The following is a 26,761-nucleotide window of genomic DNA, read 5'->3' on the forward strand; positions in this document are numbered from 1 at the left end:
CTTAACGGGTACCGTATACCACGATTGTCTTACCATGAGCTTGGATCAAATTCTGTTCTTCTAACATCTTCAAGATACGACCCACAGTTTCCCGTGAACAGCCAACGATTTGGCCTATCTCTTGACGAGTGATCTTAATCTGCATGCCATCAGGGTGTGTCATAGCATCAGGTTGTTTAGCCAGATGTAATAGAGTTTGAGCAATACGGCCTGCAACGTCTAAGAATGCAAGGTTACCCACTTTCTGGCTGGTACTTTGTAGGCGATAGGCCATTTGTGCAGACAGCTTCATGAGAATTTCAGGGTTAACTTGAATTAACTGTCTGAATTTCTTATATGAAATCTCAGCGATTTCACAAGCTTGCTTAGCACGAACCCAAGCGGTACGTTCGGCTTGTTCTTCAAACAAACCTAGTTCACCGATAAAGTCACCTTGATTCAGATAAGAAAGGATCATCTCCTTACCTTCTTCATCTTTAATCAATACCGCTACAGAACCTTTTACTATGTAATAAAGGGTATCTGAGTCTTCACCAGCATGGATAAGAGTGCTCTTTGCAGGGTACTTATGAATGTGACAGTGTGATAAAAACCATTCCAAAGTTGGATCAGGTTTTGGCTTACCAATCAGAGCCATGTTGGTGTTCCTCGATTGATTAAAACGAAAGTAAGAGTATTCTAAATAAGCATTTTACGTCAATTAAACTCACAAAAACTTGATGGAAGTCTTAGTTTAGAATAAGTGAATAAATGCAATTAACCATCTAAAATTAGAGCTTATTTTGCTACTTTAGTGATTTAAGTCAACTAAATCGATATGAAACTCGCTGGATTCACTTAACTCTGTCGAGTTAATCACATCTTACCAGTCTATTTCAGCAGTTTTATTATAGATTATGAATAAAATATGCCACTAAATTACACAATAACATGTTTCACTTTTTAAATTTGACATTCCATTTGGCTTAGCTTCCCCCATTATCCTGAGGTTTGTGTGTATTTAGGCTCGACTTATGGGGTTAATTCTGGCTAACTTTGAGGGCAGTTGTTTTTAAGAGAGGTAAGCAAGTGAAATACAGATTATGGGTTTTAGGTGCAGGTTTAAGCTTAACAATAGGGCTGAGCTCTGCGGCGCACGCATTTTCTATCCCGCAGCCAGCAGCTGAACTTGCGGCCAGTAAGTTTGTGCATATTCAGGTGACGGCAGAGCAAGGTGATGCCGATGCCCAATTTTTGCTGGGATTAATGTATCTCTCCGGACGTTTTGTGTCGCAAGAAGTGCCGACTGGATTGCACTGGATTTCACTTGCCGCCGAACAACAACATGAAAAAGCGCAGCAAACCTTAGCGGATCTGTCATTTGAAGGCCAATTGATCAAGCGTGACTTGTCAGTCGCTGAGCATTGGTATAAAGCGTTGAGTGAGCAGGGCAGTCGTTGGGCTCAATTCCGTTTAGGCTTTATTTATGCGTCTGGCGGTGACGGTGTGCAGCGCAACTGCGGTAAAGCGGTCGAGCAATTTTCCCAAGTGGGTGATGATGTTGCTTTGGGTAATGTGGCGTGGATTTTAGCAACTTGCCCCGAAGCAGAATATCGTGATGGCAATAAAGCGGTCGAGTTGTCCTTAAAATTACTCAAAGTGAATGAAAACGATCCTACAAATCTTGATAATTTAGCCGCGGCTTATGCGGAGTTAGGTGATTTTGGTGCTGCTATTTCGACGCAGCAGAAAGCGATCGAAGCGTTGAAAATGAATGCTGAAATGACTAAGACTGATGAGTTTATGCTGCGGTTACAAACCTACGAGCAAAAGCGTGCCTATCGCGAAACCTTACGTTTACTCGAATAGGTATTTCTTCATCATAGCTCTCTTAGTTAACTGCTATTTTTATTCTAGTATTGATTAATGGATTGATTCATAAATTGAAAAATAAAGCCTGAGTGGATACTCGGGCTTTTTGTTTTTGATTTAAGGCTCACCGAGCGCCCAAGAATCTAGGATGTGATATTCGACACCCGTGCTTGTGCTTTTTGAATGGTATAAATGCAAATTATCGGGCGTTAACGTCAGCGTATTCATACCTTTGAGTTGCAATAAAGCCGACTCATCTAGTGTCCATTGTTTTGCTTTTCTAAATAAACTGATGTGCGGGCAAAAGTTGTGCTCATTCCGATGCAATTGCAGTCGGTCAGCAATTTCTTGCGTCTGTTTAGCGAATTGCGCTAACGGAGGCTCAATATCATCGCCTTTCAAGCAACATACTTGCGCATTGGGCCATATATCGAGCTGGTTAAGCCGAACGCTAAATCTTGGCTTCACTAAGCGGTCAACCGCATCAAGGAGGGCGATTTTTTGCTCGTTGTTAGCTTGACCCATAAAGCAGAGCGTTAAATGCAGATTGCTGACACTCACCGCTTTCGCCTCAGGATTAAGATGGCATATCAATTGCTGCTGCAATTCACTTAGATATACCCTTTGACTATCTGTGGGAGCGAAGCCGAGGAATAGCCTTTGTTGCATCGGTTTATCATCCTTTTGGAGGGCTTAATATGGATTATCTCAGCGAAGACTTTGACGTTAAGCGCATTTGAGCGTTAATCTAGCTGTTGAATTTATCAGCTAATTTGTGACTCAAGCAGACGTTTAATTCACTGTGAGCCTATACTTAATGCACGTCGATAATACCTTAAATGGATTTTTAGGTAAGGAAGAGACTTTTCATGTCAGTAGGTTTAGCTAATCCACTCCAACAGGCTTTGGTCAGTATTTTTAGTGAATCCCCGCTAGAAACCTTAGAGCAGAATGTTGACAGAGCGCTTGAGACTATTACTTTGCAACTGCATTGTGACGGGGTATTTGTATTAACCGGAAGCCAGTCACTGGATCGTTTACGCACGCGTAATCTGTATTTAAAACCTCAATTTGCCCAAGGCCAACAAACCCGAGTCTGGCCCTTGGCACGAATGCCATTTTTTCGCTCTCTTGTCCGTACTCCGCGTCTATTAAATCTGGCTGATGTGAATACCTTACCTGCCGATGCTCAGGCTGAGCGAGCTTTATTAAGGGATTGGGACGTCAAGAGTCTATTAGTATTGCCGCCAGTCGTGTTTGGCGAAACCCGTATTGCCTTGGGGGCCGTAAATTGCTCCGAATGCTGTGAATGGAGCGAAGAGTTTATAAGTGAGTTTAATCACGCCGCTGTGATGATTGGCTCTGCGATGGAATTGACGCGTATTGCTTTAAGCATGCTTGCCAGTGAACATAAATACTGTGAAGTATTCAACCAGTTGCCCTTAGCCTGCGCCTTGTTAGATAAGCATGATCAATTGACTATGCTGAATAAAGTCGCTCTGCAAACCCTGCCAATTCAACATGGCTATGATTTATTCGACATGGTGCGTGAGGAAGAACACGCCATGCTAACCGATACCTTACATGTGGTACGAGAAGGCGTGCTCGGCCAAGCTTGGTGTGAATTACCTTTAAAATCAATTCATCAATTAACTTGGTTAAAACTGAGTTTTAGCCAGATTAGCGGCGATAAAGATACTTTAGTCATGATTGCCGAAGATGTCAGTGAAAAGTACCGCTTAGCCGATGAGTTATCCTTCCATGCCAATTATGATGCGCTCACAGGATTGCCCAATCGGTTACATTTCGAAGCCCTATTAGAAAACCTACTACATGCCCACGACGATATGCCTATTTGCGTGGCGTTTCTCGATTTAGACCAATTCCAAGTCATTAACAATATCAGTGGCCACCAGGCGGGCGATAAACTGCTTTGCCAAGTCGCATTACGTTTGAAACAGCTCGTACGTAAAGGCGATATTGTTGCCCGTTTAGGGGGCGATGAGTTTGGTATCCTGATGCATTACTGCAATGTGGACTCTGCGAAACAGATTGCTAAGCGGATTTGTACCCAGTTAGCAAATCATGAGTTTATTTGGGAAGGTCGTAGTCACAATGTCAGTGTCAGTATGGGGATTGCTAGACTAGATAAAAAATCTGCCGATATTTATACCGTCATGAGTCAAGCTGACGCTGCTTGTCGATTGGCGAAGGATCAAGGCCGAAATGGCTGGCATTTATACAGTGCGAGCGATCCTAAAATGAACCGTCTCTACACCGAGATGATGGCCTCTGTTGATATCGTCGGCGCACTCGCGTTAAACCAATTCGAGCTTTATTTTCAAAGCATAGTGCCGTTAAACCGCGAGGAAACTGGCTTACATTTAGAGATCCTACTGCGTATGGTGCAGACTAACGGCACTATAGTGTCTCCAGCTATCTTCTTACCCGCTGCCGAGCGATACAACTTGGCTTCTAAGGTTGATCTTTGGGTGATCGATAATTTGCTCAAGTGGGGTGGTAGTCATTTAGATATTTGGCAGCAATTGGATCTTGTGTCTGTGAATCTGTCGGCAACCTCTTTGGGCGATCATGAGTTTATGAATTGGCTAGAAATGCGTTTGATGGCCGAACCTGAGCTGGTGGATAAGCTTTGCATCGAGATCACAGAAACCGCGGCTGTGAGTCAGCTCGATCAAGCCACAAAGTTACTCGAGATACTTCGTCCGCTCAATTGTAAATTAGCCCTCGATGACTTTGGTGCAGGCTTTTCTAGCTTTGCTTACCTTAAGCGACTCAATGTGGATTTTGTAAAGGTTGATGGCCAATTTGTCGTCAATATTTGCGAAGACTCTGCGGATCAGGCGATCGTAAAATCCATCTGCCAACTTGGTCAAGATATGGGGTTTGATGTGGTTGCTGAATTTGTCGAATCCCAAGAAATAGGGTGGAAATTGCAAGCCTTAGGCGTCGACTATGCTCAAGGTTACGCCATCAATAAACCGATACGCTTAGCTGAACTACAGTCAGGGCTCAGTCAACCTTGGCTCGAAAAGCGTGAGATTTTTGCTCCCTATCCACAGCTGTAATCTTGGGCATGGCAGCCTTTAGCTGTTACTTATGTCAGCACTGACTTGATAATGTTTGCTGTGAAATGGTACTCAAAGCCGATTGTTAGTACACTGACGCCCTGTCTTGGCCGCTGATGTCTTTTTCTTGAACTCTCTACCTATTCATAGCTTATTAGCACCGCTGCGCGCGGCTTTTTCTCGTCACGCTCAAGTGATCCTCGAGGCACCGACAGGTGCGGGTAAATCAACGGCGTTACCTTTGGCTATGTTGGATTGGCCAGAAATCAGCGGACGCATTTTAATGCTCGAACCGCGGCGTGTCGCGGCGCGTAGTGTGGCGCACTATATTGCCAGCTGTCGCCAGCAAAAGGTGGGGCAAGAAGTCGGCTATCGCGTCCGCGGTGAAGCTAAAATCAGCGCTAATACCCGTTTAGAAATTGTCACCGAAGGCATACTGACGCGAATGATCCAACAAGATCCCGAGTTAACTGGGATTGGAATGATCATCTTCGATGAAATTCATGAACGTCACCTCACCACAGATTTAGGTCTTGCCCTAGCGCTCGAAGTGCAAGCTTCACTGCGGGACGATTTAAAGATATTAGCTATGTCAGCGACTCTATCTGGTCTTGCCTTAGCTGAACTCATGCCAGAAGCGGTGACCTTGCACAGCGAAGGCCGGAGTTTTCCTGTCGACATCGAATATCGCCCCGTGCCCACGCAGCAGCATTGGATCGATCATCTTGGCCGCTGCGTGCTCGAACTGGTCTCGGCCAGCAGCAGTGCCAGTGTTGATAAAACGGCTGCCAATAATGCCGTGCTCGTGTTTTTACCCGGTAAAGGGGAGATCTTACGATTACAGCAGTTTTTGCGCGAGCGCTTAGCGGACGATGCTTTTTTGATTTGCCCTCTTTATGGTGAACTTTCAGGGGCCGAGCAAGATAGCGCGATCGCTGCAACTATAGATGGCTGGCGCAAAATCGTGCTAGCGACTAACGTGGCGGAATCGAGTTTAACTATTGAAGACATAGGGTTTGTCATCGACAGTGGCTATAAACGACAAGCGAGTTTTAACCCTAAAACCGGTGTCACCCGCTTAGGCTTGAAACGTATAAGCCAAGCCTCCGCAACTCAGCGTAGTGGTCGCGCCGGGCGTTTATCAGCGGGTGTGTGCGTTCGCCTGTGGAGCCAAGAAGAACATGGCCGCATGCTCAGGGCCGATGAACCCGAGATCAGCCAAGCGGATCTGGTGGCTATGGCCCACGATTGTGCTTACTGGGGCGCAAAATCCTTTAGCGACTTGATGTTGTTAACGCCGCCACCTAGTGTGCATGAGGCGCTGGCGTGGAAACTGTTACAAGATTTAGGCATGGTCGATGCTCAAAATAAACTCACTCCCCACGGTAAAGCGGCCTACGAGCTAGGGTGTCACCCAAGGCTTGCTCATATGTTATTGGGCGCAAAAAGTTTGGGCGCAAACAATGGGGGAGTCAATAATGCTAACGAACAAGCAACGCAATTGGGCAGTTTGGCCTGCTTGTTGTCGGGGGTTTTAGAGGCGCGCGGTTTGCCTAAAAAGGGCGCCGATATTATGAATTACCTGCACTTTGCCTGTCATGGACAAGCTGGGCAACAGGCAAAACAGTGGCAGAAAAAGCTAGGATTAGCGGCGGATTTGTCTAAGATAGCGACCCATGCACACCACAGCGATGTGGGGTTATTATTAGCACTTGCTTATCCGGATCGTATCGCTAAGGCCCGCGGTGTTGAGGGCTACCAATTAGCCAATGGTACTGGCGTCGTGCTCGCAGCCGAAGATGCATTGGCGCAAACGCCGTGGATGGTGGTGGCGGATTTTCAAGAAACTGAAGGCAGAAACGCTGGGCGGATTTACTTAGCGAGTCAGCTTCAGCCAAGCTTGTTCGACGGCGAGTTAAAAGGTTTGCTGGACATTCATGAGATTTGTGGCTGGGATGAAGCTAAAGGTCGAGTGATTGCGCAGCGCCAATACAAGGTCGGACAAATTTTAGTAAAAACCGAGACGATTGCTAAGCCTGAACGTAAGCAAATTGTCGCGGCCTTACTGGGCTATATTCGCCAGCAAGGATTACAAATCCTCAATTGGAACGCTAACTTAGAACAGTTTCAACACAGGCTCAAACTGGCAACTGAGTTCGACGCGGGCAGTGACTGGCCCAAGGTTGATGATGAAGCATTATTAGCGAGCCTAGAAACTTGGCTGGCGCCTTACCTCGAAAATGTGAATAATCTGCCGCAATTAGTTAAGCTTGATTGCTTTGGTTTTGTGGCAAACTGTTTGAGCTGGCAGCAGAAACAGCGTCTTGACGAGTTATTGCCAACTTCCTGGCCGTTAGTCACCGGTACCTCTGCGCCAATAGTATACGACGAGTCTGGGCGTGCGCTGCTGCGTGTGCGTCTGCAAGAAACCTTTGGCATGGCGCAGAGTCCTATGTTGGCGCAGGGCAAACTAAAGGTGACGATGGAATTACTCTCTCCGGCCCAGCGTCCATTAGCCTTGACGGCAGATTTAGCCAGCTTTTGGCAGGGACCTTATGTGGAAGTTAAGAAGGAAATGCGCGGTCGATATCCAAAACATCTGTGGCCAGACGATCCTGTGAATACACTGCCGACAAAATTTACCAAGAAGAAAACCTTGGGTTTAGCTCAGCCCTAGCACCATGCCGCTGGTTTTATAACATTTTGTTATGAAACACTTTGATTCGCACCACGTTAGCTTTGTGCCTATGGCTGATGTCTTTAAATACATGAATGATGAAGTAGATATGACAACTAAGACGACAAAAAAATCACCCGCTTCCCGTCGGGCTAATCATGGCCGCGGTTTATTTCGACGAATTTGGTCTATCAGTTGGAAATTAGGCTTGGCTGGATTAGCTGTAGTGACTTTTTACAGTATTTATCTTGATCAAATTATTGCGCAAAAATTTGAAGGCCAAAAATGGCATTTGCCCGCGCAGGTGTTTAGTCGCTCTATGGCGCTGTACCCCGGTGCGGCAGTCAGCCATCCGCAAATGATGGCTGAGCTTAAGTTGCTCGGCTATCGCAAAGTCGCTAACCCGCGCCAAGTGGGAGAGTTTTCGGCTTCGAGCACTCGTATTGAATTGTGGCGTCGGCCGTTTTTGCATCCTGAAGGCGATCAAGTCGAACAAAGAGTCATGATCAGTTTCGACAGCAATGGCATCAGTTCGGTCACTCGAGTCTCAGACAAGCGTCAACTCGCCGTATTCCACCTTGAGCCTGTATTGCTCGACCGCATTATTACTGGCGATGGTGAAGACAGGCTGTTTGTGCCGACCGAAGAAATGCCGAAGTCGATTGTGCAGGCGTTATTGCTGGTGGAAGACCGTAGCTTTTACGAACATCATGGGGTGAATCCATTCGCGATTGCGCGCGCGGCTTTTGTGAACATCAGCGCCGGTCGCACTGTGCAAGGTGGCTCGACGTTAACTCAGCAGTTAGCGAAAAACTTTTTCCTTTCGAGTGAGCGTTCCTTGCTGCGTAAGGTGCGCGAAGCCTTAATGGCGGTCATTATTGATTTTCGTTACAGCAAAGACGAAATCCTCGAAGCGTATCTTAACGAAGTGTATATGGGGCAGGATAAATCCCGCGCCGTCCATGGTATGGGTTTGGCCTCACGTTTCTATTTTGGCCGTCCTATCAGTGAGTTGACTATTTCCCAGCAGGCATTCTTAGTGGCGGCGATTAAGGGACCGTCTTACTACAATCCATGGAAATATCCGGATCGTATTCAAGAACGCCGTGATCTAGTATTGCGTTTACTCATGGATGCGGGGGATTTAACCACGGCTGAGTACAAGGTGGCGGTAGAGTCCCCCTTAGGGATCCGTAATCTCAATAAACCAGCACATCAAAAATTGCCTTCCTTCTTCGCCTTGGTAAAACAGGAAGTGAACGAGCGTTATGGCGATGCGCTATTAAAGCAATCTGGGGTGAAAATCTATACCACGCTCGATCCTATGGCCCAAGAAGCCGCCGAAATTGCGGTGACTCAAACCCTCAAGAGCTTAGATAAGAGCAATAAATCATTGCAGATTGGTATGGTCGTGACCGACAAATACACGGGCGGTATCGCGGCTATGGTCGGCGATAAAACCCCAGGATTTGATGGCTTTAACCGCGCAGTTGAAATTCGTCGTCCTATTGGCTCGTTAATTAAGCCTTTTGTGTATGCTACGGCTTTGGCACCTAATAGCCAATTTACCTTAGCGACCCCTCTTAAAGATCAACCTATTACCTTGAAAAGTGAGCAAGGTAAGACATGGTCACCACAAAACTTTGATAAGAAGTTCAGTGGTCAGGTGCCTTTATTAACGGCATTGAAAAAGTCGATGAACGTACCGACGGTAAATCTTGGAATTGCTGTGGGTGTGGATGCGGTTGCAACAACATTGGCTAAATCGGGTTGGCAGGAGCCGTTAAACGAGTATCCCTCCATGTTACTCGGCGCCGTCAATGGCTCGCCATTAATGGTAGCGCAAGTGTACCAAACCTTAGCTGATAGCGGTGTTTATCGTAAGTTAACCACAGTGACCGCTGTGCTAGATTCTGATAAGAACCCATTGCCAGTGACGCGATTGCCTAAAGAGCAAGCTATAGCACCTGAGACAGATTTCTTAATTCAATTTGCTATGCAGCAAGTAGTGAATACGGGAACGGCGACGCGTTTAGGTAATGCTTTCCCTGGCGTTGGACTGGCGGGTAAGACTGGCACCAGTAACGACAGCCGCGACTCTTGGTTTGCGGGCTTTGATGAGCGTAACGTCGCCGCCATTTGGGTTGGTCGTGACGATAACGGCAAAACCAGTTTGTATGGTAGCAGTGGCGCCATGGCCGTGTATCTTGCCTTCTTAAAGGAACGTCCACCTATTAGTCTGCGCTCAATCCCAGTAAGCGGCGTAGTGAAGGGCTTTTTTGACCGAGATACAGGTGTGGCTAAGGAATCCACTTGCAGCAATGTCGATGCGCTTCCGGCATTAGCTGCGACCTATCGTCCTGTGAATAACTGCGGCGACCCTTTGCAGTGGTGGCAGAAAATTTTCTAGGTTAATAGGTCGATAATGGGCCAATAACGCACTTATGCGTTGGATATAAAACCTTTTAGTCAGTAGAACCTGTGCCGATGGAAGTGGTGTGATCGAGGGCAAACTCGGGGCGCCAATCTTCCCTTTGCACGGGACGTTAATCCAAAGTGAGAAATGACATGTTTAAAACCGCTGCCGCCGTGCATATTTTAGTGAAACACAAAGAACAGGCTGAGGATATTGTTAAGCAGCTGAATAATGGTGCTAATTTTGCTGTGCTCGCTAAGCGTTTTTCCTCTTGCCCCTCGGCCAAAAAAGGCGGCGATTTAGGCGAGTTCAAAAAAGGCCAAATGGTGCCACAGTTCGATAAGGTTGCATTTTCAGGTGAATTACTGGTGCCGCATATAGTGAAAACTAAGTTTGGCTGGCATGTGGTTAAAGTGTTGTATCGCACTTAATACCCCAGTAATAAGCGCATCTTCACCGAACGTTATTTTCGACTAATCAAATAGATTGGAAGATTAGGGAGCGATCAGCATGAAATTTAGTTTTAACACTGAAGATGCGAGTCAAGTTTGCGTAGGGGCTTTTGCTCTTGCGGTCCCCGTTGCATTTTCTGAGGAAGCGTGGCATCTCGGTGAGACTTTACCTTTATTGAATATCGGTATGCTTTTTAGTTTATCGCTGCTCTTTCTTGGGGTATTCACCTATCACAGCGTGTTCCAACAGAATATTGCTTCCCGCGTTCCTGTGTTTATTTTTCGTATCGTGGTGGCGTATTTGCTCACTGCCCTCGTGGTATTCCTCGTGCTGCTTTGCCTCGATAAAGTGCCATTTTTTGAGGACCCACTAACCTCTATAAAACGGATCATAGTGATCACTATGCCAGCCTCTATGGGCGCTATTGTTGTGGATAGTTTTGATAAAGAATGACACTGTTTCGCTAAATCTCATGACTTTTGTCACTGGTTGATTGCGGTTGTCTTGCGCATACTTATTTCTATGTTCTGACTTTGACATTGATTAAGCGTCATAAGCAGACTTAAATTTTGAGCTTGATAACGATAACGCCAATAGATAAAGGAAATGACTATGAACACTGGTGCCCTCGCTTTACTTATCCCAATACTCGCAATTGTTGGTGGATATGTGGTCGCTATAATGAAAATCCGCAACAAACAAGGTGTGTCGACGCGTGAGCAAGTGGCCGAAAACCAAGCTTTGCAGACCGAGTTAGCCATCCTTCGTCAGCGTATCGAAGTGCTAGAGCAGTTAGCCACTGACGATGGTTTTCAGTTAAAGCGTGAATTTAAAAAGGTCTAACGATTTATTCCTTGGCTTATCGGTGGCTAGGCAATACTTACGTTTTAGATGTTATTTGTTCTGACAAGGTATTGCTCGCCAAACGATAAATGATGTTGAGTTATTTTAAACGAGTCACGAGTGATGAAAATGGCCTTATTTCGCTAACATTTCTGCGGCATTATCGGCTGTTATATGTCGCGTTATCACGCCATAAAGGCTCTATCTTGCATAAAATTCCGCCTAATATCTGCAGAATAAACCTGAAACGTCAACAGATCCTGATACCCCTGTCATTTGTTTGGCTTTACAAATGTGGGCAGGGTGTTACTTTGTACGCCTTACGTGGGTCAAGTCATCGGGTGAGTTAAATACCTAATTTAAGGTAGACTCGTGATAATTTTGTTATCCATCCCTGTATTGAGTTATTACAAATAGAGTTTATATGTTTCTAGCGCCTTATTTTTCTAAGCAAAATCAAGCTATTTCCGTTTCAGCACAACAAGCCAGTGACTTCGCGAAGAAAATTGCGCAGGACTTTAATCCTATCCACGATGTGGGGGCAAAACGCTTTTGCGTACCGGGAGATTTACTGTTTGCCCTAGTATTGACTCAATATGGTTTGAGCCAGAGCATGAAGTTTAGCTTTGCGGGTATGGTGGGTGATAGCGTCGAACTGCAATTCCCTGAACAAGTGAGCGAGAGTTTTTCGATTCGCGATAGTCGTGAAAAAACCTATCTTAATGTCAGCCGTCATGGCGATGTGAGTTGTTGCGATGCGCAGACCGAATCCTTTATTCGTCAATATGTTGCTTTCTCTGGGCATAATTTTATCGATATTCTGATCCCTTTGATGAAACAACATCAAGTGATGATCAACCCAGAACGGCCTTTAGTGATTTACGAAAGTATGTCGTTTGACTTAACCACTCTCGATTTTGTACAAGTGACCTTATCACTCGTTGGCCAAGATTTAAAAATCGACGGTAAACGTGGCGATGTGACATTGCACTTTGAATTACACAGTGGCGACACTTTAGTTGGCACAGGTATAAAAACCTTAGTGATGAGCGGATTACGTGCTTACGATGAGGTTCTTGTACAGCAAATGCGCGCCACCTATGAAGGTCGTAAAACTGATTATTGATTGACGTAAAAGCAATAGGTTGGCGTTTTGTCTTTTAGATAAAGCGCCATGCAATCCTTGATAGCGCGATTAAATGCTAGCAATTAATTGTTATTGACTGATAGCTGCGACACGATTGCTGAGACGTTTTCCGCGCCGCTACGTATTTCTCCCATCACCAATGTTACCTCCGCTAACTGTTGTTTTCCTTCCAGTGCAATACCTTCAACTTCGTTCATCATGCTAGTTGCACTTGTGGTGAGTTGTGTATTTTTAGTGACGACGGCGGCAATCTCACTGGTTGATTTACTGGTTCTGGAAGCAAGCTGCCTTACTTCATCGGCGACAACGGCAAAACCTCGGCCTTGTTCCCCCGCTCGTGCGGCCTCAATTGCGGCATTTAATGCTAGTAAATTAGTTTGATCGGCAATCGAACTAATGGTTGCGACTATCGCTTGAATACTTTGAGATTGTTCATTGAGTTGAGTTATCGCCAAGGTCGCTTTATGGGTTTGCTCGGCAATAGCATTAGAGGTATTTACGGTCGCATTGAGTAAATGTACACCTTGTTCTGCTTGCTCGACGGTACGTTGTGACGTGGTCAGTGCAATATTGGCGGCTTCACGTACAGCGTGGCTTTGCTCGATCCGCTTGCTGATATCGCTCGCAAATTTAATCACTTTAACCACTTTACCTTGCTCATCCATAATAGGATTGTATGCCGCTTCTAACCAAATCGAATCGCCATAAGCATTTTTACGTTCAAAGAGACCGCTGCTATATCGACCTTGCTTTAGATCGTCCCAAAAATGTGGATTTTGTCGATAAAACTCATCAAAACAGAAAATACGATGGTGTTTACCAATAATCTGCTCTTTGCTAAAGCCCATTGTCTTTAAGAAGTTAGTATTGGCTTTCAAAATCGTGCCATCGGTAGTGAATTCAATAATGGCTTGCGAGCGATTCAAGGCATTAAAAATGGCCGCTTGGTCATCAAGTTGGTGCTTATCTTGGGTGATATCAACGGCTGTTTTCATTATTTTAACGACTTTACCTGCCTGTTTTATAGGGAAGTAAGTCGCTCTAAGCCAGATCTCTTGGCCATTTTTATTCACTCGTGCAAAATTGCCTTCCTGTGGATGACCTGCTTTTAGATTACTCCAAAATTGCTGGTAGGTAGCAGAATTACCATAAACCGCTGAGCAAAATAGTTTGTGATGTTGGCCTACAACTTCATTAAGTGAATAACCTACCGTTTTTAAAAACAACGCATTAGCATCGAGAATTATTCCATCAGGCGTAAATTCTACTGTGGCAATACTGTGCTTAATCGAGTCGATGATCGACTCCGCCTCTTGGCGTTTACTTTCGCTCACTTCTAGGCTTTTACGTAATGAAGAGTTGAACACTGAGATACTCCTGATGAGTCTAACTGACTCAAAAACTGCAGTTCTTTATTGAAAGCTCGATATTTCGAGCTAGATATACTGATAAATATAGCTGTGATTTTAATATGTGGTTTATTTCTATGAAACGCGTGATCGGGATCTATATACCTAAATTGAGTAAAAAAGATCACTATTCCTCGGTTTATTCGCGAATAGGCATAGCTAGAAAACATTAATGAGGCAATTCGGCTTAATCAGATTGAATTAACGCCAAAGAAAAAGCTGCCAAAGGGCAGCTTCTTAAGTGTCATCTATGCTCGGCGGTTAGCTTAGTTTTTCAATCTTAGCTGGTAGCCCTTGTCTGGCCGAAGCGCCACTTGCCCAATCCACCAGCGGGTAACGGCCGTGGCGACTCGGATCAAACAGATTCAAGTCGTTCATATTGATGCCGACTCGGATCAGCGGATTGGCGGCGATTTTAAGGTTGTCGATCACTACGTCCCGCGCGCCGAGTTCCTTATGACCATAACCGTGTTCGATAGCGATGCAGTCAGGGTGCACTCCGGCAACACATTCCACTAAGGCAATCACGCTGCCGTTGGGCGTGCTGATCTTGACCGTGTCACCTGTGCTGATCCCAAGGCGACTGGCGGTCTTCTCGTTTAGCCGCACCGGATTATTAGGGTGCACTTGGCGCAAACGATCCGAGCCAATACTCATAGAGCTCATGGTGTGGGATTTGTAACTACTGATCAGCAAAGGCCATTGTGATTTATTAAATGCCTTATCGAGCGGTGTGCCATTGGCTAAGGCGGGTTGATATAAGCGTGGACAGCCACTCATAAATTCCCCTGTGAGACTGTTACGGCGACTGCCCACTTCGGGATTCCACAGCATCATAGGTTTTGGCCAAACCTTGGTTGGATTACCCACTTCATCCCGTGCACCGCTCATATTTTCAAAGCGGCCGCCGCGGGCAAATAAGTAGCTGACTTTTTTGACTTCATCTGGCTTGAGTCTGGCGTTGAGCTCACTTTGGATACGACTTACACCGCTAAGATACGTGTCCTCAGCGTTGATATCGGCGACGGCTTTACCCAAATAGGCCACGTTAGCGGCGCCGTAAAGTGAGTAATCCGCTGCGCGCGTTAACGGATGTAAGCTGCCATCGGCGGCTTTAACGGCATTTTCGCCAAAGCCAGGTAGTTGCAGTTTTATCGCCACTTGGCTCAAGAAAGACTCCATGCACACCACATCGCCACTGGCCATTTTTGTGACCCTTGGTTCGACAATCGGCCAGCGACCTGTCGTTTCCTTTGTCAGAGTCCCATGCCACGAAGGGCTCCAACCCCATGACTCGTAAGTTAATGTGTCGGGCACGATATAATCCGATAGCGCCGAGGTTTCGTTAATAAAGCTGTCGATACTGATAAACAGTGGCAGCACTTTGGGATCTTTCAGTTGTTCACCAATGGCTTCACCTAGGCCCGCTTGACCATAAATCGGATTGCCCATGTGGTTAATCCATGCTTTGAGTCGATAGGGATAACCGTGCACCGCCGCCGTTAAATGTTCGCCAAGCAAGGGCGATGAAATCGGAAACCAAGGCTCTTTAGCGGGATAAGGCGATTCGCCCGCTTCGACTTTACGGCGATACTCTGAGGTTTTCTCGTAGGGGAATTTAGATCGCGATAGAAATACGCCCTTAGGCTCGACCATGCCGTCAAACTCTTGCAGATTATACCTTGGGCCTTTACCAAAGGCGGGAAAGGAACCGCCGGAAGCTAATGCGCCACCTTTTAAATTGATGTTACCTATCATGGCGTTGAGCATCATGATTGCCCACGCGCTATAAAAACCATTGGCGCTCATTGTGCCGCCGTGGGAGATCACCGCAGCCTTAGTGCCATGGCTGGTAAATTTATCCGCGAGGGCGATAATTTGCGCCTCGCTGATATCGCACTCCTTGGCATAGTGTGCCATCTCGAAGCTCTGCGCCGCTTCACTTAACAGTTGGAAGCTAGATTTAACCGCAATCATCCCTTTAGGTGTGTCGACGTTTTGGTTAACGTCGAGCTTGGCTTTCAGGCTTTGGCTAGCCAAAACTATCTTGCCACTCGCAGCATCGACAACCAACTGCGAGTCTTGCTCGCCGTAGGCTTTGCCGTTGAAAGGTAAGCCAAGATCGCTGGCAAAGAGATATTGGCCATATCTTGGATGGGTAGATTCGCTAACGATCAAGAAACCTGCGTTACTGAAGCCACGGTAACCTGATGCTTTTGCGGCATCGACATTGGGCGCACTCAAAAAATCGGCGGCGTAGCGTTGGTTATCGATAATCCAGCGCAACATGCCCATGGCGAGTGCCGAGTCGGTGGCGGGGCGGATCGGCAACCAAGTATTGTTACCCGCGCAAGGTTGATTCGAGGTATTGGGCAGCATGGGCGACACCACCACATAACTGAAATTAGTGTTATTCACCCGCGCGTTAGCCAATTGTCTTGCTTGGCGTTTAAAGGGATTACCCGATTGCTGCGGTGAAGTGCCGATAAAGAGTAAAAATTCGCTATGGTCCCAATCGGGTTTCAAGTGGGCGTATTTTTTCAAATCATCCAATAAAGCGCCTGCTCCGGCGCGGTAGGTAAACCCACAGTAAGCGCCGTGGTTGGCAAAGTTTCGGGTGCCAAAGCTGTTAAAGGTAAAGCGTTTGATAATGGCATCGCGGCCTTCATCGGAGGCGTTTGAGACCAGTAACTGGTTAGCCTTAGGGCCGTATTCTGGATTATTGGTATCAAGCGGCGTGGCGATATCACGAATCGCTCTTAGCCCTTCGACTTGGCCCTCACCAAATAAATCACCACCTTCGACGACTTCATTCAGCAATTGCTCAAAGCTAATGCTCTGCCATTGGCCGCTGCCGCGCTTACCCACACGTTTAAGGCATTGGGTAACGCGATGTGGACTATCTAATTGTTCTAGCATGGCATTACCGCGGGCGCAGGCGGTGGAACGTCCTTGCAGACCCTGTTCTTGAAAGGCGCTAAGCCCAACAAAGGCGGTTTTGATCGGTGTATCGAAATCGATATGTTCCCGCGATGACAACGGATGATAAGGATTACCGCTGATACGGATGATTTTATCGGTTTTTTGATCGATACGAGCACGCACGCCGCATTTGGTCCAGCAACCTAAGCACATAGTATTGGCGATGCGTTGATCGTCATTGCTGATTAACTGACCTGACTGTAAATCAACTTTGTATTCAGGTGCTAAGGAATTGCCGTGCAGCGGATCTTGGGTTGGTTTTCCTGAGGTACCATTGACGACACCTTTACCTATTTGCGCTAATGTATGGCTATAACCTGCAGCAAATAATCCCACACCACCCGTTACAGCGGCCCCTTTGATAAAACGACGTTTACTCTTATCCATGATGGACTCCTTAATTCTGTAAACTATTTGGGTGCTCAGCGAGCAAGTTTTGCCGCAGGCGTTTGGCGAATAAGTTCGGAGACCAGCGCCATTAATGCTAACCAGAGGCCGAAGGTACCAGCTATTCCTAATAGCCCTTCAGGTCCCCAAGGCAGTTGATAGAGATAAGTCCCCGCGCCGTATTTAGGATCGGTTTGCGCTTGAATTAGCACTATCCAGCGAAATCCCCACGCAAGGTGAATGGCCGTGAGGCTGACGATTAGCATTGCCATATTGGGTAAGTGACGAATGGCGAGCATCAGTGCCAGCACGGCGAGTGTGACCAGTACCCAAATTGCTGCCAGTTGCCAGCTTGGGCTGGTTTCAAGCAATAATGCGGCTTCGGGGGCCGAGCCCTTATCGAATAACGCCCAGCCGATAAGGCATAGGGCGAATAGACCAAAACTCGCTCTTACCCAGAGTAATAGGCTGTCTTGGGTGCGCTGTTGGTAGCCCTTTAATAGTCGATTCAGTACCACCAAAGTGCCGCAGGCGGCGAGCAGGGCGCTCATTGCCATCAAAGGTGGCAGCCAATAGGTATGCCATAGTGGCCGCGCCTCAATGGCCATGGTTTCCATGCCAGTGTAGAGGGCGATACTGCAGGCACTCAGGGCCGTGATCAGTGCGATCGGCTTGATGAATTTGTCACTGTTCCAATCACCGAATCTCAATAATTGGCCTATTTTATTCACCCAATCTGAGTCTTGATTCGTGGTGTGCTTAGGCAGATATTGACGCAGTAGCAGCCAAGCAAACACTGCGCTGGTGCCCGAGAATACGGGCAGTAAAAAGGCGCCATACCACATCCAAGAATCAGGGCGAACTTGTGCATAAAAATGCCAAGCCCGCAGCGGTTGGTGTAAATCGGCGAGTAAGGCGATAGGGGCGACTATGCCTGCGGTTAACATTAAACAGGCGCAGAGCTTCAGCAATCTGTCATCGGGTTTGGGTTGGCTAAACAAGTGTATTGTCGCTACCCATACGCTGGCGTAGGCGAGCCCCATCATAAAAAAGTATTGCACTGCCCAAGGTAGCCAAGTAATGGCGATATCTGGGGTAAAGATTTCTTTAATGACCATGGTGGATCTCCTCGCCAGTATCGGTAAGTAAGGTTCTTACGGGGGCTTGGCCGCTAATCTTGTCCTCAAAAGCGCTGCTCATGCCGATGTAGAACACCCGTGGCGCAGTGTTGGCCGTCGGTTTGAGCACCTTGATATCGGTTTTGTTGGCGGCAAGCAGTTGGCTTATCTGGCTGTTGGGATTATTCAGATCGCCAATCACACGGGCTTCTCCTACGCAGGTTTCGACACAGGCAGGCAGTAATCCTGCATCTAACCTATGGGCGCAGAAGGTACATTTGTCGGCGGTATTGGTGTCGTGGTTGATAAAGCGCGCATCATAGGGGCAGGCTTGTACGCAATAGCCACAGCCAACACACCATTCATTATTGACGACCACTATGCCGTCCTTGCGCTGGAAGGTCGCGCCCGTAGGACAAACTGGGATGCAGGGCGGGTTTTCGCAGTGATTACAAAGTCTTGGTAGCATTAAAAACGCAGGCGGAGTGGTATCTTCCTGCTGCGAGACTTCATACTGCTGCACTGTGGTGCGAAATTGCCCGAGGGGCGGTTGATTCTCGATAGTGCAAGCGACGGTACAGGCTTGGCAGCCCACACAGCGGCGTAGATCGATCACCATACCGTAACGTTTACCCACTTGGCCTTCGCTGGCACTGTGCATTTGAGGGCTGCGCTTATCATCCTGTGCATACACTTGCACGACAGGGATGAGTGCGGCGCCAACACTGACGCTGGCCATTTTGCCGAGAAACTGACGTTTACTCTTGTCCATACAGATTTCCTTCACTACTTGCAGATGGCGAATAAACTGGCTCATAGACCTAGAGTTAAGGTTTATGGCGAGGTTTACAGGCATTCTGTAAAAGGGGAGGCGGCATAACTATAGTGGTTTTCCACATATCGGATGTGGACTTGATCTAGCGCAACAAATATCCGTTAGAATAGCCTTCAAAATGCTAGGGTTTTATTTTTTGTTACTTGAGTTTGGCCTTTTCTTAGCTTGAGTTGGACTTGATTTTAGTGTGAGTGACTGGGGATAAAGGATTGCACTTCATGTTATTGAGGATGATGAAAACGGTGTTTCGCTTAGCTCTATCGGTCAAGTGGCCGTTATCGATTCTGAGCACTCCACATTCCGTGGCAATACCGAGAAAAAAGCCAAGGAACGCAGTGTTATTCCTATGTTTGCTGGCTTCAGTTAAGGTGTTTGCTGCGGAGCCACTGAATCAAAGTGCGCATTCGGGATTAACTGACCCTGAGGTTGTTGCTCAAGTTGCTATCGAAGAGCCCAGTTATCAAGTAGTCGATGTTGGCGTGTTAGCCATCCGCGGTTATAAGGCAACCATCAACCGCTGGCAACCTTTGATGGGGTGGCTCGAAACCCAAATTCCCAACAGTTACTTTAGGTTACATCCTCTCACCCTCGATGAGCTAGCTAAGGGCGTTGAAACCCAAGGGCTCGATTTTGTGATCACAAACCCAGGGCAATCTGTGTTACTGGCACGGCAATATTCTCTCACTTGGTTGGCGACCCTGCGTAGCCCGTTAAATAATGGCGCGGCAATGCAAGTGGGTTCGGCGCTGGTGGTGCGCGCCGATTCACCCTATCACACCTTAAGTGATCTTAAGGGACGTCGACTCGGGATCGTATCGAAAAATGCCTTTGGTGGTTACTTGACCTTAGTGTACGAAGCGCAGCTAAAGGGCATAGATTTGCCTCGCTTTGTGGGTGAGATTATTCCGCTGGGGTTCCCGCTAGATAACTTGATTTATCAGTTAGATGATCAAAAAAGTGGTGATGATGCGGCGAAAGATAATCGACTGGATGCGGCTGTCGTGCCTGTGTGTCAGCTTGAGCAGATGCAAACGGAAGGTCTTATTAACATCGCCCATTATCGAGTGCTCGATAATCAAGCGCCTGCGGGATTTAATTGCCAAGTCTCGACCCACCTTTATCCCAACTGGTCTATGGCAAAGACCAATCGCGCTTCCCAGTCTCTGGCTAAAAGTGTGACTCAAGCTTTGCTAGCGCTGCCCGAAGATCATCTCGCCGCTAAGTCTGCCGATTCTGCGGGCTGGACCACGGCCGTGAGTCAGCTTGCGATCGATCAACTGCTTAAAGATCTCGATATGCATCCTTTGCAGGCACCATGGTGGCAAAGGGCGTGGCAGTGGATCAAGCTACATCAACAATGGGCTTGGCTTGTTTTGGGGATTTTGGTTTTACTCAATGTGTATCATTTTTGGCTTGAATACCGCTTTAGTCGCCGCGGCCGTGAGTTGATTAACACTCAGCGTCAGCTCAATGAAAACCGTGCGTTACTGGAACATGCACAGCGTATTGCTATCGCGGGTGAGCTTGGCGCGAGTCTCTCCCATGAACTCAATCAACCTTTGGCGGCGATTGGCCATTATTGTCATGGCGCCGAAGTGCGATTACAGCGGGGGACTAGCCCTGAGGAGTTGCAATCTGTATTGGCGCTGATCCAGCAGGAAGTCACACGTGCCGACAATATTATCAGTCGCTTACGTAATTTATTGAAGAAGCGACCTGTGTCGAAACAGCCTTTGTATTTGCATGAGTTGGTCAATGATACTGTGCCGCTGCTCGCCTATGAGTTTGAACAACATCAGATAAACCTTGCCGTCAATGTGAATGGTGAACCCTATTTACAGTCCCTCGATGAAGTTGGCATGCAGCAGTTGTTGCTTAACTTGCTGAAAAATGCCTTTGACGCCTGCGTTCAGCGGTTAGAGCTTGAATCCAGTGGCACCGAACAGAGCATCACGCAAAAGCCATACACACCCACGATCGATATCGATCTTCGCTATCAAGAATGTACGCTCTTGCTGACAGTCACAGATAATGGCACAGGGTTAACCGAAGAGACCAGTCTGCTGATGCAAGCATTTTATTCCACTAAATCAGAGGGGTTAGGTTTAGGCTTAGTGATTTGCCGTGATATTGCCGAGAGCCATGGTGGTACGTTTAGCCTAGAAAGCGCTATGGGTGGCGGTTGCCAAGCGCAGGTGGCTATACCGCGTAAACCTGAACCCAATGGAGCCAATAATGAGTCTTGATCTACCTGTGTATTTAATCGATGACGATGACTCAGTGCGTCGTTCTTTGCGTTTTATGCTTGAAAGTTATGGCCTTAAGATCACCGACTTTGATAGCGCCGAAGCCTTTTTCACCATAGTTGACTTAACACTACCGGGTTGTGCGCTGGTCGATGTGCGTATGCCGGGTTTGAGTGGTCAGCAGTTGCATCTTGAATTAGTGGCAAAAAATAGTCCGCTAGCGGTGATTTATCTCACGGGCCATGGCGATGTGCCAATGGCGGTAGATGCGCTTAAATTAGGTGCGGTAGATTTTTTCCAAAAGCCCGCCGATGGCGCTAAGTTAGCCGAGGCGGTCGTCAAAGCGCTGGAACATACCAAGGCGCATCATCAAGACAATCAGTATCTTGAGACTTATCAAGCGCTCACGCCAAGGGAGCGGGAAATACTCAACCTGATTGCCCAAGGCCTGAAGAACCAAGAGATCGCCGATAGTCTCTGTATTGCCATGCGCACGGTCGAGATCCACCGTGCCAATTTGATGAAAGGCATGCAAGTGGGATCGCTGGCGGAAATGATGCTGATCTACAGTCGGATTGCCGAACGCTTGCGTCTCGAATAAATCCGCTGGAATTTACCTTTTATCGCGCTAATTGCCGCTTTGTTAGCCGCCTATTTTGGCTAAGTTGTCGTATCATTGGCCGTTTGATTTGAGCCTAGCTATAGGGTTATGTTTTTGCTGAGCAATGGGCTGAGATGTGAGCCAAGGCATTAGTGCATCGCCGCTTAATTGCCAATACACTGTGATTGCCTTATTTTAGGGGCACTATTTTTAGGCCACGATTTTTAACATCACTTTTAGTCACTTTTTTAAAGTGTTTATTTACAGTGACGATTTTAACGTCAGTGGCCCTCTTGGATTGTTTTCTCTTATTGTGTAGAAGCTTCTGCAGCTTAGATAAGACTCTCCTGTTTGCATAAGGAATGAAATGGCAAGCTTGATTCGTATTGTGCTGATTGATACGCACCTTCCGGGCGTGGTGGAACTCGCCCTCAATGGTCATACCAACATTTGTGGTACTAACGCCTCGGGTAAAACGACATTACAACGTCTAGTCCCTGTTTTTTATGGTGAATACCCAAGCCGCGTGGTGCCTTCGACCCGCGACAGTTTCGAGCGTTGGTATTTACCACACGATTCAAGCTACATCATTTACGAATATCAAAAGGCCGATGGCTTACTGTACCAAGCTGTGCTGGCCTCGGCGGGTGATGGTAAGGGCGTTAACTATCGTTTTATCGCCAAAGGTTTTGAGCTAAGCGATTATATTAAATCGCAAAATGGCGACACTATTCTGTGCCACACCATGGCGGAATTAGGCCGTGATTTAAAACGTGCCGGCATCGCCACCACTAATTTGCTTAATACCCGTGAATATCGCGCCATTATTCAAAACGATCGCACCCTATTAAGCACGGGCAGCAACCGCAGCGAACTACGCGGTTATGCACGCCAATTTGCTCTGTGTGAGGGCGAGCATTCCCTGCGTCACATCGAAAAACTCGCTAAAGCGGTGCACTCCAAAGAAGGCAAGATGGAGACGGTCAAATCCATGATCGCCGCCATTTTAGAGGAAGATGGGGTTAATCCGCCCAGCTCACGTTTGAATCCGCAGCGCGTTGAAGCGTGGATCCGTGAAAGCCAACTTATCCAAGGCTTTGAAGTCATTCGCCCTGAGTTTGAAAAACTCGAGCAAGAATTTAACCAACTGCTCAGCGCCGAACTGCGTTTATCGAGTCTGTCCCGCGGTTATCGCAACGATGAAACCTTAGAAGCCGATCGCCAAGATATTCAGCAAACCTTATCTAAAGAGCTGAATTTAAAACTCAGATTGCTTGATGATGAATGGAAAGAGCAGCGCGATGAGCTCAATCTCGATTTATCGGCAGCTAAGGGCGATGTGGCAAAGTGCGAGTATGAGCTCGATGCCATTGAAGATCAGCATGCTGCCTTTTTAGATGCGAACATAGAGCAAGCCAAGGCCGATCTTGAGATGCTGCCAAACTGGCGCACCGATGTTGAAAACCTAAGTGAACGCCATAAGCTGCAAACCGAGAAGCACCAAGACATTGAGGCGGCGTACAATGCCCGTCGCAGTAAGATTGGCGAGCAGTTAAACCGCGAGCTTGAAGGTTTGCATGCCGACCAAGACAAGCAGCGTGAAGCCCGCGATAAACAACGTGAAGTGGCGCGCACCGATATTGACGCCCTAGAGCTGCAATGGCGCAACCAAATGGATGCGGGCAAGGCTAGCTTTAGCGAGCAGGAATACCAATTCAAACTCACTGCCGCCGAGCTTAAATTGCGTGTTGATGGCGTGACTTACACCGAAGAAGAAAAGCTGAGTCTCGCGATTTTCGACGAACGTATTCACCGCGCCGACGAAGAACAAGAAAGCTGCAATGCCAAGGTTGAACGCTTAAGCAGCGATGAACGCAAGCTCAGAGCCAAACGTGACCAAGCCAACGAAGCCTTGCGTATTGCCACCTTAAGGGTGAATGAGCGTCAAACTGCGCTGGATGAACTGCACCACATGCTGTTCCCGCAATCCCACACCCTATTGGAGTTTCTGCGTAAAGAATCCCAAGGTTGGGAGCAAAGTTTAGGGAAAGTGATCGCACCTGAACTACTGCATCGCACTGATTTACATCCAAGCTTAGTGACTGAATCGAGCGAAGCTTTCTTTGGCGTGCATTTAGATCTTAAAGCGATCGATGTGCCTGAATATGCCGCCTCTGAACAAGAGCTGCGTATTCGGTTAAGCAAAGCCGAAGAAGCCCACACTAGTGCCCAAGAAATGCAAGCCGAGGCCGAATCTCAGCTGGTGGCCATTAATGGCGAGTTGGATAATCTCAGCCGTGAACTGACTTTTGCCCGCACGGCGTACAAAAATAGCCGTGACGATCTGCGTCGCCTATTTGATGAAAAGCGCAGCGAGCAAGAGAAAATTAACAAAGCATTGAGCGAGCGCAAAGCCCATGCGGGACAAAGACTGACTCAACTCGATGGTGAGCTAAAACAACTTAAACATCAGCACGAACTCTGGCTCGAAGATCAAAAAGAGCAAGCGCTTGAAGCGCGCATGGAAAAGAATGCCTATTGGCAGGAAGTTATCGGCGCGCTCGACAACCAACTCGGCCAAATTAAAGCGACTATTGAAGGACGCCGCGAAAGCGCCAAAATCGAGCAGAAAGCCTGCGAGACTTGGTACAAAAACGAGCTTAAATCCCGTGGTGTGGATGAGGATAATATCCTCAAACTCAAGCAACAAATTCGTGAGTTAGAAACCAAAATCAGCCGCGCCGAACAGCGTCGCAGCGACGTACTGCGCTTTGACGATTGGTATCAACACACTTGGCTTGCGCGCAAACCTAAACTGCAAACTCAGCTTAGCGATGTGAAGCGTGCGGTATCGGAAATCGATCAACAGCTTAAGGCGAAAACTCAGGATGTTAAGGCCCGCCGTCAACAACTCGAAACCGAGCGTAAAGCGTCCGATGCGGCGCAGGTTGAAGCTTCTGAAAACTTAACTAAATTACGTGCCGTGATGCGTAAACTCGCCGAGCTTAAGTTACCGACCAATAACGAAGAAGCCCAAGGCAGCCTAGGTGAGCGCCTGCGCCAAGGTGAGGATTTGCTGCTAAAACGCGATTACCTGATGGGTTCGGTGAAGCAATATGTAGAGCATTTCGACTCAGTGATCGCCAGCAAGTCAGGTTCGGGCCTTGCCGAAACCTGGGAGCGTGCCCGCGAAGAATCGAGCTTTATCAACGATAAAGGTATTCGCCTGCTGGATTACCGTAAGTTAGTGCCACAGCTTGAGCAATTGCTGAACGTGATCGTGCCGCAATCGATTACCGCGCTGCGTGAGCAAGGACGGATTTTCGGCGTCGACTTAACCGCTTTCTACGATGTGTTAGCCGATATCGACCGCCGCATTGCCTCCCAAAGTGCGCGTATTACCCGCGAAGTGGGCGAAGAGTTATTCCTCGATGGCGTGTCTGAATCGGCTGTACGTATTCGTTCGCGCATCAGTGAGTTAGAGTTCTGGCCTGAGCTTGAACAGTTCGTCAAAGCCTTTAAACATTGGAAAGCCGATGGCTTTAATGGCTTGCCCGATGAGGATTACACCAACAGCATGCGCCGCGCCTTAGACATTATCGGTCGCGCCGCATTAACGGGGGGCATCTCTAAGTTGCTGGAAATCGAGCTGCGCCTCAAAGAAGGTAACAGCGATTTGATCATCCGCACCGACAGACAGCTTAACGAATCCTCAAGCCACGGTATGGCGTATCTGATTTTGTGTAAGTTCTTGTTGGCATTCACGCGCTTGCTGCGTGGCCGCGCCGATGTGACCATTCACTGGCCAATTGATGAGTTGGGCACTTTGCACCATACCAACGTGAAGAAGATTTTCGATGCCTGCGAAAATAACAATATTTGTGTGCTGGGCGCCTTCCCGAACCCTGAGTCTGAGGTGCTGAACTTGTTCGCTAATCGTTACATTATCAACAAACAAACTAAGAAGTTGCAGGTGGTTAAGCCTAAAGTCAACCCAATTGCCGACATGTTGAATAAGCGTTTGTCGAAGGAGGCCATCTAATGAGTGATGCAACCCAAACCGTATTAGTTGGCACTGGCGCTTTGATTGAGCTGTTACTCAAGGGCGAGTTTATTTGCCGCACCACTAATGAAGAAGGCTGGCGCGCCCTTAAAAATAGCAGTACCCGCGAGCGGGTTGAAGCTTACTTAAACCAGATCAACCGTACCGTGGCGTCTGCCGCCGAAGGTGATGTGTTCTTCTGCGGTTACTTACAGTTAGGCGATGCCGAACGTAAAGTGATTTCATCGCAGTTTAAAGATATCTGTCAGGCATTGATCCCGCTGGTGGAATGGTTGGTATTAGTGCAAGAAGCCAGTGGCCAAGATGCGCCGCTGAGCGAAGGTGCGCCCGTGCGTTTGACCGAGCTGCAAAGCCGTATCGAAGACACGCCAGCGTTCCGTGAGCAGTTAGCCAAACTCAGCCAATATCGTCTATTTGGCTCGACTAGTACCAACAGCGATGCGCAAATCAAATTAGTCTTCAAACGCTTAGTCGAACTCGGCTATTTAGTACGACCCAATGCGGAGAAGCAAATTTATATCGCCACGGGCAAGCTGGATTATCTGTATGAAGTTATTCGTTTTATCGATGAAACCGAAGGTTTAAGCCTAGAAGCGCAGGCGGAAACTGCGACCCAGCGGGACTTAATCTAATGTTGGCACTGT

General features: G+C 47.5%; 18 protein-coding genes. 12 read left to right on the plus strand and 6 right to left on the minus strand.

Annotated features, from left to right (window positions below; genetic code table 11):
* Nucleotide 1 precedes the first annotated feature (1 nt).
* The gene (gene crp, locus KO533_RS05760; RefSeq protein WP_006080082.1) at nucleotides 2–637 is read right to left on the minus strand and encodes a cAMP-activated global transcriptional regulator CRP; all 636 of its coding nucleotides are present in this window, start codon (nucleotides 635–637) and stop codon (nucleotides 2–4) included.
* 431 nt (nucleotides 638–1,068) lie between these two features.
* On the opposite strand from crp, the gene KO533_RS05765 reads away from it, so the two are divergent.
* Entirely contained in the window at nucleotides 1,069–1,848 is a 780-nt protein-coding gene (locus tag KO533_RS05765; protein ID WP_105250260.1) for a tetratricopeptide repeat protein, read from the plus strand.
* Between the two features lie 120 nt (nucleotides 1,849–1,968).
* Here KO533_RS05765 and thpR read toward each other — a convergent pair whose 3' ends face one another.
* On the minus strand, nucleotides 1,969–2,520 hold the full coding sequence (thpR, locus tag KO533_RS05770; RefSeq protein ID WP_219253238.1) for an RNA 2',3'-cyclic phosphodiesterase: 552 nt from the start codon (nucleotides 2,518–2,520) through the stop codon (nucleotides 1,969–1,971).
* Between the two features lie 200 nt (nucleotides 2,521–2,720).
* Between thpR and KO533_RS05775 the strand changes: the two genes are divergently transcribed.
* The 7 genes from KO533_RS05775 (at nucleotide 2,721) to KO533_RS05805 (ending at nucleotide 12,455) form a co-directional block, all read left to right on the plus strand.
* Nucleotides 2,721–4,940, plus strand: coding sequence for an EAL domain-containing protein (locus tag KO533_RS05775; protein ID WP_219253240.1), 2,220 nt, complete (start codon nucleotides 2,721–2,723; stop codon nucleotides 4,938–4,940).
* A gap of 127 nt (nucleotides 4,941–5,067) precedes the next feature.
* Nucleotides 5,068–7,617: an ATP-dependent helicase HrpB gene (hrpB, locus tag KO533_RS05780; RefSeq protein WP_219253242.1), complete on the plus strand. Its 2,550-nt coding sequence runs from the start codon at nucleotides 5,068–5,070 to the stop codon at nucleotides 7,615–7,617.
* 91 nt (nucleotides 7,618–7,708) lie between these two features.
* Nucleotides 7,709–10,027, plus strand: a complete 2,319-nt coding sequence (gene mrcB, locus KO533_RS05785; protein ID WP_173248724.1) for a penicillin-binding protein 1B — start codon at nucleotides 7,709–7,711, stop codon at nucleotides 10,025–10,027.
* 158 nt (nucleotides 10,028–10,185) lie between these two features.
* Nucleotides 10,186–10,464, plus strand: a complete 279-nt coding sequence (locus KO533_RS05790) for a peptidylprolyl isomerase (RefSeq protein ID WP_006084190.1) — start codon at nucleotides 10,186–10,188, stop codon at nucleotides 10,462–10,464.
* A 79-nt stretch (nucleotides 10,465–10,543) separates the two neighbouring features.
* Nucleotides 10,544–10,939 (plus strand): DUF2391 family protein, encoded by a 396-nt coding sequence (locus tag KO533_RS05795; protein WP_105250257.1) that lies wholly within the window; start codon nucleotides 10,544–10,546, stop codon nucleotides 10,937–10,939.
* 159 nt (nucleotides 10,940–11,098) lie between these two features.
* The gene (locus KO533_RS05800) at nucleotides 11,099–11,329 is read left to right on the plus strand and encodes a hypothetical protein (protein ID WP_219253244.1); all 231 of its coding nucleotides are present in this window, start codon (nucleotides 11,099–11,101) and stop codon (nucleotides 11,327–11,329) included.
* Between the two features lie 424 nt (nucleotides 11,330–11,753).
* Nucleotides 11,754–12,455: a DUF3581 domain-containing protein gene (locus KO533_RS05805; protein ID WP_131525486.1), complete on the plus strand. Its 702-nt coding sequence runs from the start codon at nucleotides 11,754–11,756 to the stop codon at nucleotides 12,453–12,455.
* An 83-nt stretch (nucleotides 12,456–12,538) separates the two neighbouring features.
* Here KO533_RS05805 and KO533_RS22755 read toward each other — a convergent pair whose 3' ends face one another.
* From KO533_RS22755 to dsrO, 4 genes are all read right to left on the minus strand, one after another.
* Complete coding sequence (locus KO533_RS22755; RefSeq protein ID WP_219253246.1) at nucleotides 12,539–13,843, minus strand: PAS domain-containing methyl-accepting chemotaxis protein; 1,305 nt, start codon at nucleotides 13,841–13,843, stop codon at nucleotides 12,539–12,541.
* A gap of 303 nt (nucleotides 13,844–14,146) precedes the next feature.
* On the minus strand, nucleotides 14,147–17,254 hold the full coding sequence (locus KO533_RS05815; protein WP_219253248.1) for a tetrathionate reductase subunit A: 3,108 nt from the start codon (nucleotides 17,252–17,254) through the stop codon (nucleotides 14,147–14,149).
* A gap of 35 nt (nucleotides 17,255–17,289) precedes the next feature.
* A complete protein-coding gene (gene nrfD, locus KO533_RS05820; RefSeq protein ID WP_219253251.1) occupies nucleotides 17,290–18,372 on the minus strand; it encodes an NrfD/PsrC family molybdoenzyme membrane anchor subunit in 1,083 nt (360 codons plus the stop codon).
* A complete protein-coding gene (dsrO, locus tag KO533_RS05825; protein ID WP_011790755.1) occupies nucleotides 18,362–19,144 on the minus strand; it encodes a sulfate reduction electron transfer complex DsrMKJOP subunit DsrO in 783 nt (260 codons plus the stop codon). Before dsrO ends, nrfD begins: the two co-directional genes overlap by 11 nt.
* Nucleotides 19,145–19,425: 281 nt before the next feature.
* Here dsrO and KO533_RS05830 point away from each other — a divergent pair, with 281 nt between their 5' ends.
* The 4 genes from KO533_RS05830 (at nucleotide 19,426) to KO533_RS05845 (ending at nucleotide 26,749) form a co-directional block, all read left to right on the plus strand.
* On the plus strand, nucleotides 19,426–21,453 hold the full coding sequence (locus KO533_RS05830) for a sensor histidine kinase (RefSeq protein WP_219253253.1): 2,028 nt from the start codon (nucleotides 19,426–19,428) through the stop codon (nucleotides 21,451–21,453).
* Nucleotides 21,443–22,054 carry a response regulator gene (locus tag KO533_RS05835; protein ID WP_219253254.1) on the plus strand — a complete coding sequence of 204 codons (612 nt, stop codon included), beginning with the start codon at nucleotides 21,443–21,445 and terminating at the stop codon, nucleotides 22,052–22,054. The genes KO533_RS05830 and KO533_RS05835 overlap by 11 nt, the downstream gene beginning before the upstream one ends.
* A gap of 367 nt (nucleotides 22,055–22,421) precedes the next feature.
* Entirely contained in the window at nucleotides 22,422–26,096 is a 3,675-nt protein-coding gene (locus tag KO533_RS05840) for an ATP-binding protein (RefSeq protein ID WP_219253255.1), read from the plus strand.
* The gene (locus tag KO533_RS05845) at nucleotides 26,096–26,749 is read left to right on the plus strand and encodes a hypothetical protein (protein ID WP_011790751.1); all 654 of its coding nucleotides are present in this window, start codon (nucleotides 26,096–26,098) and stop codon (nucleotides 26,747–26,749) included. Before KO533_RS05840 ends, KO533_RS05845 begins: the two co-directional genes overlap by 1 nt.
* Nucleotides 26,750–26,761 lie beyond the last annotated feature (12 nt).

The sequence above is a fragment of the Shewanella sp. NKUCC05_KAH genome (assembly GCF_019345585.1).
GTDB lineage: Bacteria > Pseudomonadota > Gammaproteobacteria > Enterobacterales > Shewanellaceae > Shewanella > Shewanella oncorhynchi.

What these genes read in the sequence shown, in the direction of transcription:
- crp (WP_006080082.1), bottom strand. Translation starts at nt 637, where the DNA reads ATGGCTCTGATTGGTAAGCCAAAACCTGATCCAACTTTGGAATGGTTT.
- thpR (WP_219253238.1), bottom strand. Translation starts at nt 2,520, where the DNA reads ATGCAACAAAGGCTATTCCTCGGCTTCGCTCCCACAGATAGTCAAAGG.
- KO533_RS05775 (WP_219253240.1), top strand. Translation starts at nt 2,721, where the DNA reads ATGTCAGTAGGTTTAGCTAATCCACTCCAACAGGCTTTGGTCAGTATT.
- mrcB (WP_173248724.1), top strand. Translation starts at nt 7,709, where the DNA reads ATGAATGATGAAGTAGATATGACAACTAAGACGACAAAAAAATCACCC.
- KO533_RS05790 (WP_006084190.1), top strand. Translation starts at nt 10,186, where the DNA reads ATGTTTAAAACCGCTGCCGCCGTGCATATTTTAGTGAAACACAAAGAA.
- KO533_RS05795 (WP_105250257.1), top strand. Translation starts at nt 10,544, where the DNA reads ATGAAATTTAGTTTTAACACTGAAGATGCGAGTCAAGTTTGCGTAGGG.
- KO533_RS05800 (WP_219253244.1), top strand. Translation starts at nt 11,099, where the DNA reads ATGAACACTGGTGCCCTCGCTTTACTTATCCCAATACTCGCAATTGTT.
- KO533_RS05805 (WP_131525486.1), top strand. Translation starts at nt 11,754, where the DNA reads ATGTTTCTAGCGCCTTATTTTTCTAAGCAAAATCAAGCTATTTCCGTT.
- KO533_RS05815 (WP_219253248.1), bottom strand. Translation starts at nt 17,254, where the DNA reads ATGGATAAGAGTAAACGTCGTTTTATCAAAGGGGCCGCTGTAACGGGT.
- nrfD (WP_219253251.1), bottom strand. Translation starts at nt 18,372, where the DNA reads ATGGTCATTAAAGAAATCTTTACCCCAGATATCGCCATTACTTGGCTA.
- dsrO (WP_011790755.1), bottom strand. Translation starts at nt 19,144, where the DNA reads ATGGACAAGAGTAAACGTCAGTTTCTCGGCAAAATGGCCAGCGTCAGT.
- KO533_RS05830 (WP_219253253.1), top strand. Translation starts at nt 19,426, where the DNA reads ATGTTATTGAGGATGATGAAAACGGTGTTTCGCTTAGCTCTATCGGTC.
- KO533_RS05835 (WP_219253254.1), top strand. Translation starts at nt 21,443, where the DNA reads ATGAGTCTTGATCTACCTGTGTATTTAATCGATGACGATGACTCAGTG.
- KO533_RS05840 (WP_219253255.1), top strand. Translation starts at nt 22,422, where the DNA reads ATGGCAAGCTTGATTCGTATTGTGCTGATTGATACGCACCTTCCGGGC.
- KO533_RS05845 (WP_011790751.1), top strand. Translation starts at nt 26,096, where the DNA reads ATGAGTGATGCAACCCAAACCGTATTAGTTGGCACTGGCGCTTTGATT.